The sequence below is a fragment of the Blastomonas sp. genome (assembly GCF_041747255.1).
Taxonomy (GTDB): Bacteria; Pseudomonadota; Alphaproteobacteria; order Sphingomonadales; family Sphingomonadaceae; genus Blastomonas.
On sequence record NZ_JBGTFM010000427.1, the window covers coordinates 1 to 16275 of the forward strand.

15 protein-coding genes are annotated in these 16275 nt (G+C 59.8%); 12 read left to right on the plus strand and 3 right to left on the minus strand.

Translation table 11 applies throughout. The features are described from left to right. From ACEW8G_RS14330 to ACEW8G_RS14350, 5 genes are all read left to right on the plus strand, one after another. Positions 1–947, plus strand: a 947-nt coding sequence (locus tag ACEW8G_RS14330; RefSeq protein ID WP_373489080.1) for an acetyl-CoA C-acyltransferase, incomplete at its 5' end; no start/stop codon positions are given. Positions 948–1012: 65 nt separating this feature from the next. Beyond that, positions 1013–1795, plus strand: a complete 783-nt coding sequence (locus tag ACEW8G_RS14335) for an SDR family NAD(P)-dependent oxidoreductase (RefSeq protein ID WP_373489081.1) — start codon at positions 1013–1015, stop codon at positions 1793–1795. A gap of 49 nt (positions 1796–1844) precedes the next feature. After that, complete coding sequence (locus tag ACEW8G_RS14340; protein ID WP_373489082.1) at positions 1845–2714, plus strand: crotonase/enoyl-CoA hydratase family protein; 870 nt, start codon at positions 1845–1847, stop codon at positions 2712–2714. Next, positions 2707–3375 (plus strand): TetR family transcriptional regulator, encoded by a 669-nt coding sequence (locus tag ACEW8G_RS14345; protein WP_373489083.1) that lies wholly within the window; start codon positions 2707–2709, stop codon positions 3373–3375. Before ACEW8G_RS14340 ends, ACEW8G_RS14345 begins: the two co-directional genes overlap by 8 nt. A gap of 75 nt (positions 3376–3450) precedes the next feature. Then, positions 3451–3795: a hypothetical protein gene (locus tag ACEW8G_RS14350; RefSeq protein WP_373489084.1), complete on the plus strand. Its 345-nt coding sequence runs from the start codon at positions 3451–3453 to the stop codon at positions 3793–3795. 128 nt (positions 3796–3923) lie between these two features. On the opposite strand, the gene ACEW8G_RS14355 is transcribed toward ACEW8G_RS14350, so the two are convergent. Next, on the minus strand, positions 3924–4400 hold the full coding sequence (locus tag ACEW8G_RS14355; protein ID WP_373489085.1) for a DUF2147 domain-containing protein: 477 nt from the start codon (positions 4398–4400) through the stop codon (positions 3924–3926). Between the two features lie 28 nt (positions 4401–4428). Here ACEW8G_RS14355 and ACEW8G_RS14360 point away from each other — a divergent pair, with 28 nt between their 5' ends. From ACEW8G_RS14360 to ACEW8G_RS14370, 3 genes are all read left to right on the plus strand, one after another. Continuing rightward, on the plus strand, positions 4429–5637 hold the full coding sequence (locus tag ACEW8G_RS14360) for a parallel beta-helix domain-containing protein (protein ID WP_373489086.1): 1209 nt from the start codon (positions 4429–4431) through the stop codon (positions 5635–5637). Further along, a complete protein-coding gene (locus tag ACEW8G_RS14365) occupies positions 5634–6665 on the plus strand; it encodes an SO2930 family diheme c-type cytochrome (protein WP_373489087.1) in 1032 nt (343 codons plus the stop codon). Before ACEW8G_RS14360 ends, ACEW8G_RS14365 begins: the two co-directional genes overlap by 4 nt. Positions 6666–6730: 65 nt before the next feature. Further along, on the plus strand, positions 6731–7597 hold the full coding sequence (locus ACEW8G_RS14370; protein ID WP_373489088.1) for an S-methyl-5'-thioadenosine phosphorylase: 867 nt from the start codon (positions 6731–6733) through the stop codon (positions 7595–7597). A gap of 24 nt (positions 7598–7621) precedes the next feature. Here the strand turns inward: ACEW8G_RS14370 and ACEW8G_RS14375 are convergent, their stop codons facing one another. Continuing rightward, on the minus strand, positions 7622–8497 hold the full coding sequence (locus tag ACEW8G_RS14375) for an oxygenase MpaB family protein (RefSeq protein ID WP_373489089.1): 876 nt from the start codon (positions 8495–8497) through the stop codon (positions 7622–7624). A gap of 163 nt (positions 8498–8660) precedes the next feature. Here ACEW8G_RS14375 and ACEW8G_RS14380 point away from each other — a divergent pair, with 163 nt between their 5' ends. The 4 genes from ACEW8G_RS14380 (at position 8661) to ACEW8G_RS14395 (ending at position 15711) form a co-directional block, all read left to right on the plus strand. Further along, the gene (locus ACEW8G_RS14380; protein ID WP_373489090.1) at positions 8661–11291 is read left to right on the plus strand and encodes an EAL domain-containing protein; all 2631 of its coding nucleotides are present in this window, start codon (positions 8661–8663) and stop codon (positions 11289–11291) included. A gap of 87 nt (positions 11292–11378) precedes the next feature. Continuing rightward, positions 11379–11990 (plus strand): YceI family protein, encoded by a 612-nt coding sequence (locus ACEW8G_RS14385; protein ID WP_373489091.1) that lies wholly within the window; start codon positions 11379–11381, stop codon positions 11988–11990. 110 nt (positions 11991–12100) lie between these two features. Next, the gene (locus tag ACEW8G_RS14390) at positions 12101–13948 is read left to right on the plus strand and encodes an arylsulfatase (protein ID WP_373489092.1); all 1848 of its coding nucleotides are present in this window, start codon (positions 12101–12103) and stop codon (positions 13946–13948) included. A gap of 101 nt (positions 13949–14049) precedes the next feature. Beyond that, positions 14050–15711, plus strand: a complete 1662-nt coding sequence (locus tag ACEW8G_RS14395; RefSeq protein ID WP_373489093.1) for a sulfatase — start codon at positions 14050–14052, stop codon at positions 15709–15711. Here the strand turns inward: ACEW8G_RS14395 and ACEW8G_RS14400 are convergent. Further along, the coding region (locus ACEW8G_RS14400) for an SUMF1/EgtB/PvdO family nonheme iron enzyme (RefSeq protein ID WP_373489094.1) at positions 15696–16275 on the minus strand (580 nt) is incomplete at its 5' end. The genes ACEW8G_RS14395 and ACEW8G_RS14400 overlap by 16 nt on opposite strands.

The following is a 16275-nucleotide window of genomic DNA, read 5'->3' on the forward strand; positions in this document are numbered from 1 at the left end:
TGCCCGACAGCATCCCGGCGGTGACCATTGATCGCCAGTGCGGATCATCGCAACAGGCGATGCAGTTTGCCGCGCAGGCGGTGATGAGCGGTACGCAGGATATCGTATTGGCCAGCGGCATCGAGAGCATGACGCGCGTACCGATGGGATCAACCGCGATGCTGTTCATGAAAGAAGGCCTGGGCAATTACAAATCGGAGCGGCTCGAAAAGGCCTATCCCGGCATCATGTTCAGCCAGTTTGATGGGGCGGAAATGATTGTAGCCAAGCACGGCCAGACCAAGGCTGACCTTGACGCCTATTCGCTCGAAAGCCACCGCCGTGCGGCAGCAGCCACGCATGCAGGCGCGTTCGATAAAGAAATCGTTCCGCTTGAAATCGATACGCCCGAAGGCAAGGATTGGCACAAGGTCGATGAAGGCATTCGCTTTGATGCAACGCTCGAAGGCATTGCAGGGGTCAAGACCATCAAGGACGGCGGTTCGATCTCTGCCGCCAACGCCAGCCAGATTTGTGACGGCGCGTCGGCTGTGCTGATCGTCTCAGAACAAGCGCTCAAGGATCATGGCCTGACCCCGCGCGCACGCATCCATCACGTCTCGGTGACCGGCGGTGATCCGGTGATCATGCTCGAAGAACCGTTGTTCGCTACTGAGAAGGCGCTCAAACGCGCGGGTATGAGCATCAACGACATTGATCTGTATGAGGTCAACGAAGCGTTCGCGCCGGTGCCGCTCGCCTGGCTGAAATATCTGGGCGGTGACCATGCCAAGTTGAACATCCATGGCGGCGCAATTGCGCTGGGACATCCGCTCGGCTCATCGGGCACCAAGCTGATGGCGACCCTGCTCAACTCGCTGGAGCGCACCAACGGTAAATACGGCCTGCAAACGATGTGCGAAGGCGGCGGCCAGGCCAATGTCACGATCATCGAGCGGTTGGGCTAAGGCCTGATCCAATCCTCCCGGCAAGGAGAGGTGCTGACAATGATATCTAGCTCTAGGACATCCATATGAAACTCGATTCCACTATCTCCGCAATCGTGACCGGCGGCGCATCGGGCCTTGGCGCGGCGACTGCGCGGGCGCTTGCCGCCAAGGGCGTCAAGGTCGCGATTTTCGATCTGCAGGAAGAAAAGGGCACCGCGCTCGCCGATGAGATCGGCGGTGTGTTCTGCGAAGTCAATGTGACCGACGATGCCAGCGTTGATGCGGGCTTTGAAAAGGCGCGCGCCGCGATTGGACAGGAACGTATACTGGTCAATTGCGCGGGCACCGGCAACGCGATCAAGACCGCAAGCCGGTCAAAGCAGGACGGCAGCATCAAGCATTTCCCGCTCGATGCGTTCAACTGGATCATCCAGATCAATCTGGTTGGCACCTTCCGCTGCATCGCAAAATCGGCAGCGGGCATGATGGCGCTTGATCCGCTCCCCGATGGCGATCGCGGCGCAATCGTCAACACCGCGTCGGTCGCGGCGGAAGATGGCCAGATCGGTCAGGCGGCATATTCCGCGTCCAAGGGCGGTGTCGTCGGCATGACTTTGCCGATTGCGCGTGATCTCGCGTCAGAGAACATCCGCGTCAACACCATCCTGCCGGGCATTTTCAATACACCGCTGCTGGCGGCTGCGCCTGATGCGGTCAAGGATGCACTGGGTGCATCGGTGCCATATCCCAAGCGCCTCGGTAATCCGGACGAATATGCACAGCTGGCGCTGACCATGATTGAATGCGGTTATTTCAACGGTGAGGACGTGCGTCTCGACGGCGCCATCCGCATGGCACCGCGTTGACCGCAGGCCATCCTCCTTCTTGGAGCGGGCAGAAGGCTAGGGGTGCACCATGAGCGAATATAAAACGATCCGCTATGACGTTGCCGAAGGCATCGCCACGATCACCCTCAACCGGCCCGAAAAACTCAACGCCTTCACCAACGCGATGATGCACGAGATGAACGCGGCGTTTGGCCTGATCGACGCCGATGATGATGTCCGCGCGGTGATTGTTACGGGCGAGGGCAGGGCGTTCTGCGCTGGCGCCGACCTCACGCCTGATGGCGGCGGCGGGCCGTTTGCGAGCGCAGAGCGGGTCACTGATCTATCGGATGTCCGGGTGCGCGATGGCGGCGGCCAGCTGACACTGCGGATCTTCCGCTGCACCAAACCGGTGATCGGTGCCATCAACGGCGCCGCCGTCGGCATCGGTGCGACGATGCAACTGCCGATGGACATGCGGCTGGCTTCCACCAATGCAAAATTCGGTTTTGTCTTCGCCCGGCGCGGGATTGTGCCTGAAGCCGCCTCAGCGTGGTTCCTGCCGCGGCTTGTTGGTCAGCAACAGGCGCTCGAATGGTGCATGACCGGGCGCGTGTTCAGCGCGGATGAAGCGCTGGCGGGCGGGCTGGTGCGATCCATTCACGCACCCGACGATCTAATCCCCGCTGCGACGGCCCTGGCGCGCGAAATCATCGACAACACCGCGCCGGTGTCGATCGCGCTGACACGCGCAATGCTGTGGCGCATTCCGTCTGCGCCGCACCCGATGCACGCGCACCGGATTGACAGCCGCGCCATTTACACCCGGGCGCAGTCGGGCGATGCGGCCGAAGGGGTGGCGAGCTTTCTGGGCAAGCGCGCGCCCGTCTATCCTGATCGTGTCGGATCGGATATGCCGGACTTCTACCCTTGGTGGGAAGAACCGGATTATGAATGACCCAGCCACGGACAATGGCACGTTTGGCGAACGCGGCGCGCGCGAACAATTGATTGAGGCGGCCAGCCAGATCATGCGCGATGGCGATACAGTGGATATCTCGCTGAGCGAACTGTCACTCAGGTCCGGGCTTAACAGCGCTTTAGTCAAATATTATTTCGGCAACAAGCAGGGGTTGATGCTGGCGCTGCTTGAGCGCGACATGCGCAACATCGTCAACAGCCTGGATGCCCTCATCGCCAAGGATTTTCCGCCCGATGAAAAGCTGCGCGTGCATATCCGCGCGGTGATCGGTACATATTTCCGGTTTCCCTATCTCAACCGCCTTTTGATGCGCATGGTGCGCGATGCCTCGCCTGAAACCGCGCGCAAGATTGCCGATGACTATCTACTGCCTATTTCGCACGCCTATACGCGGTTGATCGAGGAAGGTGTGACCAAGGGTGTGTTCCGCCCGGTGGACCCGCAGCTGTTTTATTTTACTGTAACGGGGGCTGCAGACCGTTTTTTTTCGGCAAAGCTGGTGCTGTATCATTGCTATGATCAGAGCGAAGTGACCGAGAAGATGCGCGATGACTATGCCGATCACACGCTCGATATCATCATGTCCGGTCTATTGATTTCACCTGATCAGGGGAACGATATTAGGGTTACGACGTAACGTGTCGGCGTTACATTGCTTCAAGTTGCCGTAACATACTTTCGTACCGGCGTAATATAATATACTCCGGGCAGCATGACGAATAACCAAACCTCAAATACCAGCGCGATGTCTTTCGACGATGTCCTGCACGACACAGCAAGCCATGGTGAATGCGATGCGGAGGCTCGTAATTGCGCAGACGCAATTGCCACCGCCTGCCAGGTTCTGCGTCTCGCGCTGGATCATGCCGATGGCGCTGCTGGGGCGGATGAAATTGTCCATGCGCAGAAGACGTTACGCGATCTTGCGGTTCAACTGCGTGACAATGGATTTTGGCGCCATGATCGCACCGGCTTGCGTGACGTCGTCGCACTGATCTGGGAAGCAGACCGCTTTTTGAACGATCAGGCACTGAGTGCCAGTGGCAGCGCACCCTAATTCAGATTGAGATACTGAGCTTCAAACCCGGCGGGTCGCTCCTGGACCGGGCTGGAAGAGGCGGGTCGGCTTTGGTTTTGAGCAGGAACCGGGCCGACCCGCTATCATTGTTACCGTTACATTTTAGCTTACTTGACGGCAGTCCAAGTTTGTTTTTGGCAGAACATCGCGATGCATCCTTCCACCGACAGCGCGTTGTTCTTGCCGCGCGTAACCACTGACCTGTAGGTCTTGCCGCTTTCAGGATCATATATCCTGCCACGCCATTTGCTGCCGTCTGCGGTAAATCCGGTGAGAATTGGCAGCCCGAGCAATTTGCGTTTGCGCTGCACGGGATCAGGATTGTTGACGTCGGTGGTGACGCCATCCTTTGGTTGCTCAATGAACCGCGTGATCTTGCCGCACATATTGGCACCGCATGGCTGAATCGTGACGATGGCCCGTTTGCCTTGGGTATACCAACTGCCTTCAATCGGGCTGGCAGCAAATGCGCTTGCTGGCAGGCATGCCAGCCCTAGAGTTATGCAAAGCTTTGACCAAAGGCGCATATTGTTCTCCACGATGTTTCGGTTTAGCCTTCCGCTTAACAAGGCTGACATGGCCATGCGGTGAATTACGCGAAAGAGGACAGGCATGAAACGCAAAATAGCGCATATGGTTACATTCGGCGCGCTGCTGGCGTTGTCGCCGCACCTGAGTGCAAAGGACATAAACGTTGCAGCTGGGCAAGGCGCGCAAGAGCGTCTGCAAGAGGCGCTGATCCTGGCGGAACCGGGCGATGTCGTCATGCTGGGCGAGGGCCGGTTCGATCTGACCGACGGGCTGTCGCTTGATGTGGCCAAGGTCACGGTCAAGGGGGCAGGGCCTGACAAGTCGGTGCTGCACTTTGGCGGGCAACTCTCTGCGGGTGAGGGCTTGCTGGTGACATCCGACAGCGTCGTGCTGCGCGATTTCGCGGTTGAAGACAGCAAGGGCGATGCGATCAAATCAAAAGGCGCGGACAATATCGTCTATTACAATCTGCGCGTCGAATGGACCGGTGGACCCAAGGAATCCAATGGTGCCTATGGGATTTACCCGGTCGAATCTGAAAACGTGCTGATCGATTCGGTGCTTGTCATCGGCGCATCGGACGCCGGTATCTACGTTGGCCAATCGCGCAACATCATCGTACGCAACTCCATTGCCCGGTTCAATGTCGCCGGCATCGAGATTGAAAACAGCTTCAACGCTGATGTTCACGACAATGTTGCGACCAAGAATACCGGCGGCGTACTGGTGTTCGATCTGCCCAACCTGCCGCAACAGGGCGGCCACAATGTCCGCATCTTCGACAACATCATCGCCGAGAACGATACCCCTAATTTTGCGCCGAAGGGCAATATCGTCGCGAGCGTGCCCAGCGGCACCGGCGTCATGGTGATGGCCAATCGGGAGATCGAAGTGTTCGACAATGTGTTTGATGGCAACGGGTCATCAAACATCATGATCATCGGTTATCGGCAACCTTATGACGACCCCAAATATCAGCCGAATGTTCGCAACGTCCGGATCAGCGACAATGTTCACGGCAAAGCGGGCTTTGCGCCGCAGTTTTCGGGTGGCGAGATGCTGGCGGCAGCGTTTGGCGGTTCGGTCCCGCCGATTGTGTGGGATGGTGTTGGCGGCGCAACCGCAGGCATCGCATCGTCGGACGCGGTTCCGGCGTTGAGCCTTGGCCTTGAGCGCTCTGATCAGCCGCTGAACACTGCCCAGCCCACGCTCGCCAATCTGGCGGGTGATGCAGCGCCGCGGCTGCCAAAGATTGTGATGCCCGAAGCGATGGAGGCAGCAATCCGGTGACGAGGCTGCGCCTGATCGCTGCGGGATTGGCGCTGGCGACGCTGTTGGTCAGCGCGCACCCGGCACCGGTGGCTGTCAATGATGCTGCAATCACCCAGGACGAGCTGCCGCGCAAGCTCTCTGATTTCGGGTTCTTCAACGGGCCAGGCACGGACAATCCTCATCTGGCGCTCATTGCCTATAGTTTGCGCACCCCGCTCTTTTCCGACTATTCCGAAAAGCAGCGACTTATTTACGTTCCTGAGGGCAACATTGCAGCAGTGCGCGGCGATAGCCGGGTTGATTTTCCCGTCGGTAGCGCGCTCATCAAGACCTTCGGATATGGCGAAGGTGCAGCCTTCCGCCCCATCGAAACCCGCGTGCTGTTGCGCCGCGCCGGTAGCTGGGAGGCGCTGCCCTATGTGTGGAACGCGGATCTCAGCGATGCCGATCTGAAAGTGTCGGGAACGCGGGTGCCGGTTACCGTCACCAAGCCATCGGGCGAGGTGAAGACGATTAGCTATGCGGTGCCCAACAAGAACCAGTGCAAGGAATGCCATTCAGTCCGGGGCGCTGTGGTCCCCATCGGCCCGACATTCAGCAATATGGACTTTGAGCCGGCGATGATGACGCGGTTTCGAGAACGGACAATGTGGCCTCGCAATCTCGTCCGCAATGATGACCCGGTGTGGAATGATGCCTCAACGGGCTCACTCGATGCCCGGGCACGCGCCTATCTGATGAGCAACTGCGGGCACTGTCACAATCCGGAAGGGTCGGCGAGCAACTCGGGCCTGTTCCTGAACTATGGGATTTTCGACAATCCTGATGTCGCAACCGGCATCTACAAGCGCCCGGTGGCAGCAGGCCGGGGCAGCGGTGGGCATGATTTTGCGATAGACCCGGGCGCGCCGGACCGTTCGATTATGGTCCACCGCATGGCATCGGTTGAACCTGGCGTCGCCATGCCCGAAGTGGGGAGGGCGCTGGTGCACGACGAAGGCGTGGCGCTGATCCGCGCATGGATCGCCGACATGCCCGCGAAATAGCGGTTGCGCGGTGCGTCGGGCGCGTTACTCGTCGGCCTGAACCAGGTGGCAGGGGAGCAGCATATATGAGCGAATGGACGATTGGCGTGATCGGTGGATCGGGCCTGTATGCGATTGACGGGCTTGAGGATGCACAATCGATCCGCGTTGACAGCCCGTTTGGCGAGGCATCGGATGATCTGGTGATCGGCACCTTGCACGGTCACCGGTTCGTGTTTCTGCCACGCCATGGCAAGGGGCACCGGATCAGCCCCACCGATGTCAACGCACGCGCCAATATTGACGTTCTCAAACGGGCCGGCTGCACCGATGTGCTGGCGATTTCGGCCATTGGTTCGCTGCGCGAAGATCTGCCGCCCGGTAGTTTCGTGATCGCCGACCAGTTCATCGACCGCACCGTCAACCGCATCAAAAGCTTTTTTGGCACCGGCATGGTGGCGCATGTGTCGATGGCCGATCCGGTCTGCCCGAGGCTTTCGGCGATGGCTGCGGCTGCGGCTGAGGCGGCAGGCGCACCGGTGCATCGCGGCGGAACCTATCTGGCGATGGAGGGCCCGCAGTTTTCCAGCCGCGCAGAAAGCCATATGTATCGCGCCTGGGGCTGCGACGTTATCGGCATGACGGCGATGCCGGAGGCGAAGCTCGCGCGCGAAGCTGAGTTGCCTTACGCGCTGATCGGCATGGTCACAGATTATGATTGCTGGCGCGAGGGCGAGGCGCATGTCGAGGTGGAGGCGGTGATTGCCCAGATGCAGGCCAATGCCACGCTGGCGAGGGCAACGCTGTTGCAGCTTGCCGCAAGCCTGCCCTCGACCCGATCAGCCAGTCCCATCGACACATGTCTCGATTTCGCGCTGATTACCGCCCCTGAAGCGCGTGACCCGGCTTTGCTGGCCAAGCTGGAGGCGGTGGCTGGCCGGGTTTTGGGTTAACCGCTGCCGCATGATCCAAGACGCTCAGGCGGCGCTGCGCCTGACGGTGCTGCCTTCACTCAAAGCCCAGCGCGTGATCATCGCCATGCCAGTCGTGCTGCCACGCAGCGCGATCCTCGCCGCCAGTGGTACAGACAAGCCGTGCATGGTCTGTGCCCATGTCGGCAGCAGATCGATCCCGGCCTGCATCGACAGGTGATGGAACGGCAACAGCCTTGGGTTGGACACCGGCTGATTGAGCAACAGACCCGCGACCTCCCGGGTGCGATCATCATAGGCCAGTATCGGCCGCGCATCGCGCAGCATCCGTCGCGCCGCACGATCACTGCGCGGCACCGGGTCGGCGCCCAGCATTGTGCCAATCTCTGCCATCTCGTCAAAATAGCGGTCACGGTTGCGCATCGCCATATAGGGTGCCCGGTAGCGGATGAAGCTGTCGAGAAAGCAGGTGCTTTCGGTCACATGAACCCACGCCAGAGCCTGCGGGTCGTTGGCGCTATAGGGTGTGCCATCAGGCAAGACGCCTTTGACATGGTCATGGATGCGCCTGATCCGCGCGATTTCAGCCATTACGCTGTCACGATCGCCGTAAGTCGTGCGCGCCAGAAAGGCGGCGGTTCTGCGCAGCCGTCCGCGCATATCCTGCCGAAAGGTCGAATGGTCCCAAACCCCGGCAAGCACGCGTGGATCGAGCATTTGAAGCATCAACCCGGCAATGCCGCCCACCATCATCGTCGTAACATCGCCATGCACCTGCCACACCATCGATCCAGGCCCGAACAGCCCGTTGTCGGTGCGCGAAATCTCAAGCGTCTTGCCGCCCGGGTCAGCAAACAATTTGCGGATTTCTGATCCGATGGTCGTGCGCAAGCCCTGCATTTGGGTGATATGGGGTTTCATCGCGGGGATGCCAATGAGCAGTGTTTTTTGCATCAGCAAGACGACGCAATGATTAGCTTATTTTTGCAGTTTTTACATGAGCTGATCGGCAGCGGTAACCATTTACTAAAGCACAGCAGCTAAACGAAAATGCATGTTCGGATCGAAGGCCGCAAAGGCCATTATGGCAAATTCTGGGGAACAGGTATCGGCAGGCTCGCGCGAGCTTGAGCCGGACTCCCACTATTCCGGCATTCCGGTTCGATCTCTGCTCGCAGTGAGTGCACTTTGGCCGGTTGTTGTGGTCACCAGAACGCTGGCGCTTGGCCTGATTTTATCCATTGATCGCGTCGAATTTCCCAGTCTGATCTCGCTGACCATGCTTTTGGCCCTGCTTGCGCTGCTGATCGACGTCGCGCTCATCATTCCGGCACGCAGCCTGCGGGTGAGGCAGTTTGTCGCAACGCGTTTTCCGCAAATTGTCACTATCCTTGTCTGCATCGGCAGCGCTGCCAATGCCTATGCGGTATCAGCGATGGCTGGCACTGGTGGAGACATTGCACAACTGGTTGGCATGCTGATCCTGGCTGGATCCTTGCTGCCGATGCTGGTCGTTCTTGTTCCACACCGGATGCTGATGTTCATGGCAAGCGGTTCCGCGACGACGGGTGCCATACTCACAGACGGGGCGCTCAACTATTTTGTCGCAACCATGGTCTTTCTGCCGGCGATGTTGCTGGTTGCCCTGATGCGACGGGTTGAGGACCGGGCAGAGGAGCAAGAAAAGGATGCGTTGCGGCTATCCAACGAGCGCGCGAGGCTGTTGCTGCTTGACTATGAAAAATCAGGGCGCGGCTGGTTTTGGGAAACCGACCGGCATGGCCGGATTGTCTATATCAGTGCGCAGGCACTGAACGCTGTCGGCGGCAAGGCAGAATCGGTGATCGGACAGCCGCTCAGCTCAGTCATCGCGCAACCCACGCAGGAAACGGGCGGCAGCGAGCGGACATTCAACTTCCACTTTTCGGCCCGCACCGCTTTTGCCGATCTTGCTGTGCGCGTTGCAGATGCCGAAGAAGAACGGGCCTGGTCGCTTTCAGGTGGGCCATTTTACAGTGAATTCGGCCAGTTCGTGGGATTTCGCGGTCATGGCACCGATTTGACCGAGGTGAAGCGGTCGCATGAAGCCGTAACCCAGCTGGCGCGTTACGACAATCTGACCGGTCTTGCCAACCGCCTGTACATAAAGGAGCTGTTCGACAAGGCATTGGCCAACCATCGCGGTGAGCCCAGTCCGTGTGCGCTGTTCCTGCTCGACCTCGACCGCTTCAAGCAGGTCAACGATACACTGGGCCATCCGATCGGTGATCTGCTGCTGAAACAGGTGTCTGAGCGGCTCAAGCGGACGATCGGTGATAACGGGCAGGTTGGCAGACTTGGGGGTGACGAATTCCAGATCGTGCTGCCGGGAATTATCAGCGAAGATCGCCTCGCGGAAATCGCGAAGTCGGTGATCATCAACCTCAACCATCCCTACATGGTCGAAGGCAACCAGATCGTGATCGGCGCATCGGTGGGCATTGCAATTGCCGATGGCCGTCGCTCGGCAACGTCTGAAACGCTGATCCGCAATGCTGATCTTGCGCTGTATTCAGCAAAGGAAAATGGTCGCGGTATCTGGAAATTCTACAGCGAGGACATGCACAAGGTGGCGCATGAACGCCGAGCGCTGGAAAGCGATCTGCGTGCTGCCCTGCAGGCGGGCACGATGAGCATCGCTTATCAGCCGGTCGTCAATGTCGCGAGCGAGAAGATCAGCGGCTTTGAGGCACTGGCGCGCTGGAACCACCCGGTGCGCGGTCCCATCAGCCCCGTCGCGTTTATCCCGATTGCCGAGGAATCGGGGCTGATCATGCAGCTTGGCGAATGGGTGCTGCGCACCGCTTGCGCCGATGCGGCCCAGTGGCCAAGCCAGGTGCGCGTCGCAGTCAACGTGTCGCCGATCCAGTTTGCTGATCCGGCGTTTCCCGCGCTGGTAGTCAATGCCCTCGCCCAAAGCCAGCTGAGCCCCGAGCGACTTGAACTCGAAATCACCGAAAGCGTGTTTCTTGACGGCAAGCTTGATGCCGCCCGCATTTTCGAACGGCTCAAGGCCATCGGCGTTCGGCTGGCGCTTGATGACTTTGGTACAGGCTATTCAGCGCTTGGCTATCTGCGCACAGCGCCGTTCGACAAGATCAAGATCGACCAGAGTTTTGTGCGTGGCGCAGCGCAAAAGGGCAGCGCCAACAGCGCGATCATTCGCTCGATCGTGTCGCTGGCCGAAGCGCTGCAGATGGAAACCACAGCGGAGGGTGCCGAGACAATTGACGAGCTGGAACTGATCCGATCATTGGGTTGCAGCCATGTGCAGGGCTATATTTACGGCAAACCGATGAGCCTGGAACAGGCCCAGGCGGCGCTGGTCGGTATCGAAGATCAGGTGGTAGCGGTTGGTCACAAGAACAGCCGCGAGGTCCGCTACAAAGTGCTTCGCACCATCGGCCTGCATCATGACGGCTATTGCTACCCGGCGCGGATCAAGAACATTTCGCCAAGCGGAGCGCTGATTGAGGGCCTATGGGATGTCCCGGTGGGAACGCAGTTCGAGGTGACGCTCGGCGAGAATCTGCGGGTGCGGGCCGTGGCACGCTGGTCCGCGAATGATCGCACCGGGCTACTGTTTGAACTGCCGATCAGTCTGCAGAAATTCAGGCAGTCTGCACCGCCGCAGATTTCGACCGGCTATCAGGAAACATTGCGCGCTGCTGGCTAAGATACGGCAGGAAATCCCCCGTGCGGCGGTGACATCGCTGCTAAGCCATCCTATACCCAGATCGCTCAGCTATTCTGGAGGACCCCGATGATCCGTTCATTCGCTCTCGTGACTGCCCTAATGTTGGCAGCTTGCACGCCGGCACAGGACCAGCAAGCCGCACCTCTGTCCGATGGTATCTGGAAGCTTGCTTCGGACCAGTCAACCATCGCCTTCGTTTCGGTCAAGGCCGGCGATGTTGGGGAAGCGCATCGCTTTGAGACGGTTGAAGGTTCGGTCGCAGACGATGGTGCCGTCACCTTGACGATTGATCTGGCAAGCGTGCAGACCGATATCGATATCCGTAATGAGCGGATGCGTGACATGCTTTTCGAGGTTGCATCGTTTCCCGACGCCACGTTAACCGCGAAAATCGATCCGGCACTTATCAAGAACCTGAAACCGGGTGAGGCGGCGGCTCTCAATGTGCCGGTCGAACTCAATCTGCATGGCGCCAGGCAGAGCATTGATGCCAAGTTGTCGGTAACTCGGATCGCCCCCGACGCCGTGCAGGTGCAGACCGTCGCGCCATTGATCGTCGATGCGGCAGCGTTTGGCATGGAAGGTGGCATCGAGAAGTTGCGCGCCGTGGCGAACCTCCCAGCGATCAGCACTGCTGTACCGGTAACTGCCTCGCTCGTCTTCCGTCCGCAAAGTTGATCCTCGAACGTCCGCTGCACGCGCGCCAGCTTGCAACCGCCACATTATTGACATAGCCTATGACTCAATCTCGCGGGTCTGCCCGCGCCTGCGGCTAGGGAGGTTGGGTCATGGCGATTGCACAAGCCAGTGTGAGGCTAATGCTGGCCGTGCTTATTTGCGCATTGTTTGCCGCAGGCGCGCTGGTGCATCGCGCGAACGCAGTCCAGGGGGCAACACGGGCGCCCATCGCCGCGTCATCGAAGAGCAAGAGCCAGTCGGGGGCGCGCACCCCGCCAAATTTCGTGGTGCTGCTGGCCGATGATCTGGCGTTCATGGACATTGGCGCGCTTGGTGGCGAGGCGCGCACCCCCCATCTTGATGCCATCGCGCGGCGGGGGCAGGTCTTTACCCGCTACTACACCTCGCCTTTATGCTCTCCGTCACGCGCGATGCTGCTGACGGGGCTGGATAACCACCGCACCGGTGTTGCCACTATTCCCGAAACCATCCCGCCTGAGCATCGCGGCAAGCCGGGCTATGGCTTGCGGCTCGATGCCGGGGTCAGCACGATTGCCGACCGGTTGCGGCAGCGCGGATACAAAACCTACATGACCGGCAAATGGCATATGGGCAGCGGCACCGGTGATCTGCCCAACAGTCACGGCTTCGACCGCTCGTTCGTGCTCGATGCATCGGGCGCGGATAATTGGGAGCAAAAGTCGTACATCCCTTATTACCAGTCCGCACCGTGGTTTGAGGATGGCAAGCCTGCAAGCCTGCCAAAGCAATTTTACTCGTCAGCGTTCGTGGTTGACAAGATGGTCAGCTATCTGGAGGCAGACAGCCGCGACAAGCCATTTTTCGCGTTCATCGGCTTTCAGGCGATCCATATTCCGGTGCAGGCCCCGGCCCGCTTTACGCGCAACTATCTCGATACCTACACCGAAGGCTGGGAGGTCATGCGCATCGCGCGCTGGCAGCGGGCGCAGGCGATGGGGTTGATACCGCAAGGTGCGCCACTGGCGCCGCCGCCTGCCACCAACCGGCGCTGGGCAGACCTTGACCCCGGCGAGCAGGCCCTGTTCGCGCGGCACATGGCGATCAATGCCGGGATGATCGAGGCGATGGACCACCATATCGGGCGGCTGGTTGCACACCTCAAGCGCACTGGTCAGTTTAACAATACGGTGTTCGTGTTCACATCCGACAATGGGCCGGAACCGAGCGATCCAATGGCGATGTCTGCCCTGATGGGCCTGTGGACCCGTGCCAACGGCTACAGTGTCTCGGCCGATAATCTGGGCGAACGGGGCACCTATGCGTTCATCGGGCCGGAGTTCGCCAACGCCGCCGCATCGCCCGGCGCAAAGTTCAAATTCTATACTAGCGAAGGTGGGCTGCATGTGCCGCTGTTGATCGCGGGTCCGGGTGTCGTCGCAAGGGTGCGCAGCGGGGCGATGACGACGGTGAGCGATATCGCCCCCACGATGCTGGAAATGGCGGGCGGGCAGGCGGGGCCGGATACATTCGACGGCGTGTCGCTGGTACCGCTGCTGAACGGACAAAGCGAAAGCGTGCGCGCCGCAGAAACGCCGATCGGCTTTGAAGTGTCGGGCAATGCCGCATTGTTCAAGGGCACCCATAAGCTGGTGCGCAACCTGAAACCTTATGGTGACGGCCAGTGGCGGCTGTTCGACCTGTCGATCGATCCTGGCGAAACTCGCGATCTCGCAACGGCTCAGCCCGCGCGCTTTGCCGAGTTGATGGCGGACTACCAAACTTATGCCCGTGCCAATGGTGTGCTTGAAATGCCAGATGGCTATGACTCAACGCTGCAGATTGGCAAGAACACGCTGCACAAGTTAGCAAAGCATTATTGGTGGGCTTTGTTCTTGGCTGCGTTTGGGATGCTTGCCTTGGTTATCTTTGGATATCGTCGCATCAAGCAAACCCATGTCCGACGGAGCGCTGCTTGACCTGTTGCAAGTTATGGCATAGTGCATGACAAATTCTGTTAACGCGAGGTTGTCGTCGACATGTGGGGCTGCTGCATCCTGTTCGTCTGTGCGCAATTGACATGATCCGCCGGATACTCTTGGCGCTGGTGTTGCTGCTGCTGGTGGGCGGTACGTGGGCGTGGTTCAATCAGAGCACCGTTCTGCTGATGCTGGCCAAAAATGTCGGCAAGGCCGAAGTCGGCCCCAATCGCGCAGTGGTGTGGCAGCGGGGACCGGCCAATCCATCGCTCGATCCAGCCAGACGGCCGCCCAACATCGTCTTCATTCTCGCCGACGATTTGGGGATCAACGATATCTCGACCTTTGGCGGCGGCGTCGCCGGAGGGCGGGTCAAGACCCCCAACATCGACAGGCTGGCCGCCGAAGGTGCCAACTACACCAACGCTTATGCCGGGACGGCAAGCTGCGCACCGTCGCGCGCGATGATTCTGACCGGTCGGTACCCAACGCGCACCGGGTTCGAGTTCACACCGACGCCTGACGGGATGGGGCGGATCGTGTCCACATTGTCGCGAGAGGCCGACAGCGGTCTGCCGCCCGTCAGTTATAACGCCGCGCTTGCCGAAGGCGGCCCTGCGTTCGCCGATCAGGGCCTGCCAGGCAGCGAGCTGACAATCGCCGAGGCTTTGAAACCTGCGGGCTATCACACGGTGCATATCGGCAAATGGCATCTGGGCGATGGTAAGGAATTTGGCCCCAATGCGCAGGGTTTCGATGAAAGCCTGCTCATGGAGAGTGGCCTGCATTTGCCCGAAAACGATCCAGATGTCGTCAACGCCAAGCTCGACTTTGACCCAATTGACAAGTTTCTGTGGGCAAGGATGCAGTTCGCCACCAGCTATAACGCCAGCGACTGGTTCAAGCCCGGCGGCTATCTGTCCGATTACTGGACCGACGAGGCAATCAAGGTGATTGAGGCCAATCGCAACCGCCCGTTCTTCCTTTATCTGGCGCACTGGAACGTCCACACGCCGCTGCAGGCGACCCGCGCCGACTATGAGGCGGTGGGCGATATCACGCCGCACCGGCTGCGCGTCTATGCCGCGATGGTGCGCGCGCTTGATCGATCGGTGGGCCGGATCATGACGGCTCTCAAGGACCAGGGTTTGGACGACAACACCATCATCGTATTTTCCAGCGACAATGGCGGTGCGGGTTATATCGGCCTGCCCGATGTCAATGCGCCTTATCGCGGGTGGAAGCTGACGCTGTTCGAGGGCGGCATCCGCGTGCCGATGCTCGTGCGCTGGCCCGGCATGATCCAGCCCGGCACCCTCATCGATACGCCCGTGGCGCATATCGACCTGATGCCGAGTTTTACCAAAGCGGCCGGAGCGACACTGCCTGCGGGTCTGGCGATCGATGGTGTCGATATTTTTGGCGCAGGCGCGGACAATCCGGTGAGCAAGCGCGCAAACGATGCGATCTTCTGGCAGAGCGCCTATTACAAGGTGGTGCGTCAGGGCGACTGGAAGCTGCAGGTAAGCGAAAGACCCGCCAAAACCTGGCTGTTCAACCTGAAGGATGACCCAAGCGAACGGCGCGATCTTGTTGCCAGCAATCCAGCGAAGGTTGCTGCGTTGAAGCGACTGCTCGCCAATCACCAGAAGGGTGCGCGCAAACCGCTGTACCCGCACACCATTGAAGCCCCGATTGCCATTGACAAGACGCTGGCGCAACGGGTGACCAGATCAGATGAACTGGTTTACTGGCCCAATTGACCAGCCTTCGGGATGTCGCGAACGATGCGAAAGCCGATATGGTTCGACGAAAAGTCGCGTTCCTGCGCCTGGCGTGCAGCGGGACGGTAGCGCGCACAATAATTCGCGGCACACAGAAACGACCCGCCCTTTATAATGTTGCTCACATCATTCGCCGGACTGTCGGTCCACTCCCAGACATTGCCGATCAGATCATGCACGCCATTGCGATCTGCCGGAAAGCAACCGACAGGCGCGGTGCCCTCGAAGCCATCCGCGCCGCTGTTCATCACCGGGAACACGCCTTGCCAGTGATTGGCGACGGGTTTTCCCGCAGCATCGACCGCCCCTGAAAAGCGATTGGCCGGGTCGGGCAGGCCAGTGCTGGCGGCATATTCCCACTCTTCCTCGCTCGGCAGGCGTCCGCCGGCCCATGTCGCATAGGCGCGGGCATCGGCCAGCGTCACATGAACCACCGGATGCGCCTGCTTGCTAGCGATGCTCGAGCCCGGTCCGTGCGGCGCACGCCAGGTCGCGCCACGGCGCAGCACCCACCGGCCCGGCGCGCCGTTAATGCCGGGCACA

Excerpts from the sequence above, each read along its gene's own strand:
- ACEW8G_RS14335 (WP_373489081.1), top strand. The coding sequence starts at position 1,013 with ATGAAACTCGATTCCACTATCTCCGCAATCGTGACCGGCGGCGCATCG.
- ACEW8G_RS14340 (WP_373489082.1), top strand. The coding sequence starts at position 1,845 with ATGAGCGAATATAAAACGATCCGCTATGACGTTGCCGAAGGCATCGCC.
- ACEW8G_RS14345 (WP_373489083.1), top strand. The coding sequence starts at position 2,707 with ATGAATGACCCAGCCACGGACAATGGCACGTTTGGCGAACGCGGCGCG.
- ACEW8G_RS14350 (WP_373489084.1), top strand. The coding sequence starts at position 3,451 with ATGACGAATAACCAAACCTCAAATACCAGCGCGATGTCTTTCGACGAT.
- ACEW8G_RS14355 (WP_373489085.1), bottom strand. The coding sequence starts at position 4,400 with ATGGCCATGTCAGCCTTGTTAAGCGGAAGGCTAAACCGAAACATCGTG.
- ACEW8G_RS14360 (WP_373489086.1), top strand. The coding sequence starts at position 4,429 with ATGAAACGCAAAATAGCGCATATGGTTACATTCGGCGCGCTGCTGGCG.
- ACEW8G_RS14370 (WP_373489088.1), top strand. The coding sequence starts at position 6,731 with ATGAGCGAATGGACGATTGGCGTGATCGGTGGATCGGGCCTGTATGCG.
- ACEW8G_RS14375 (WP_373489089.1), bottom strand. The coding sequence starts at position 8,497 with ATGAAACCCCATATCACCCAAATGCAGGGCTTGCGCACGACCATCGGA.
- ACEW8G_RS14380 (WP_373489090.1), top strand. The coding sequence starts at position 8,661 with ATGGCAAATTCTGGGGAACAGGTATCGGCAGGCTCGCGCGAGCTTGAG.
- ACEW8G_RS14385 (WP_373489091.1), top strand. The coding sequence starts at position 11,379 with ATGATCCGTTCATTCGCTCTCGTGACTGCCCTAATGTTGGCAGCTTGC.
- ACEW8G_RS14390 (WP_373489092.1), top strand. The coding sequence starts at position 12,101 with ATGGCGATTGCACAAGCCAGTGTGAGGCTAATGCTGGCCGTGCTTATT.
- ACEW8G_RS14395 (WP_373489093.1), top strand. The coding sequence starts at position 14,050 with ATGATCCGCCGGATACTCTTGGCGCTGGTGTTGCTGCTGCTGGTGGGC.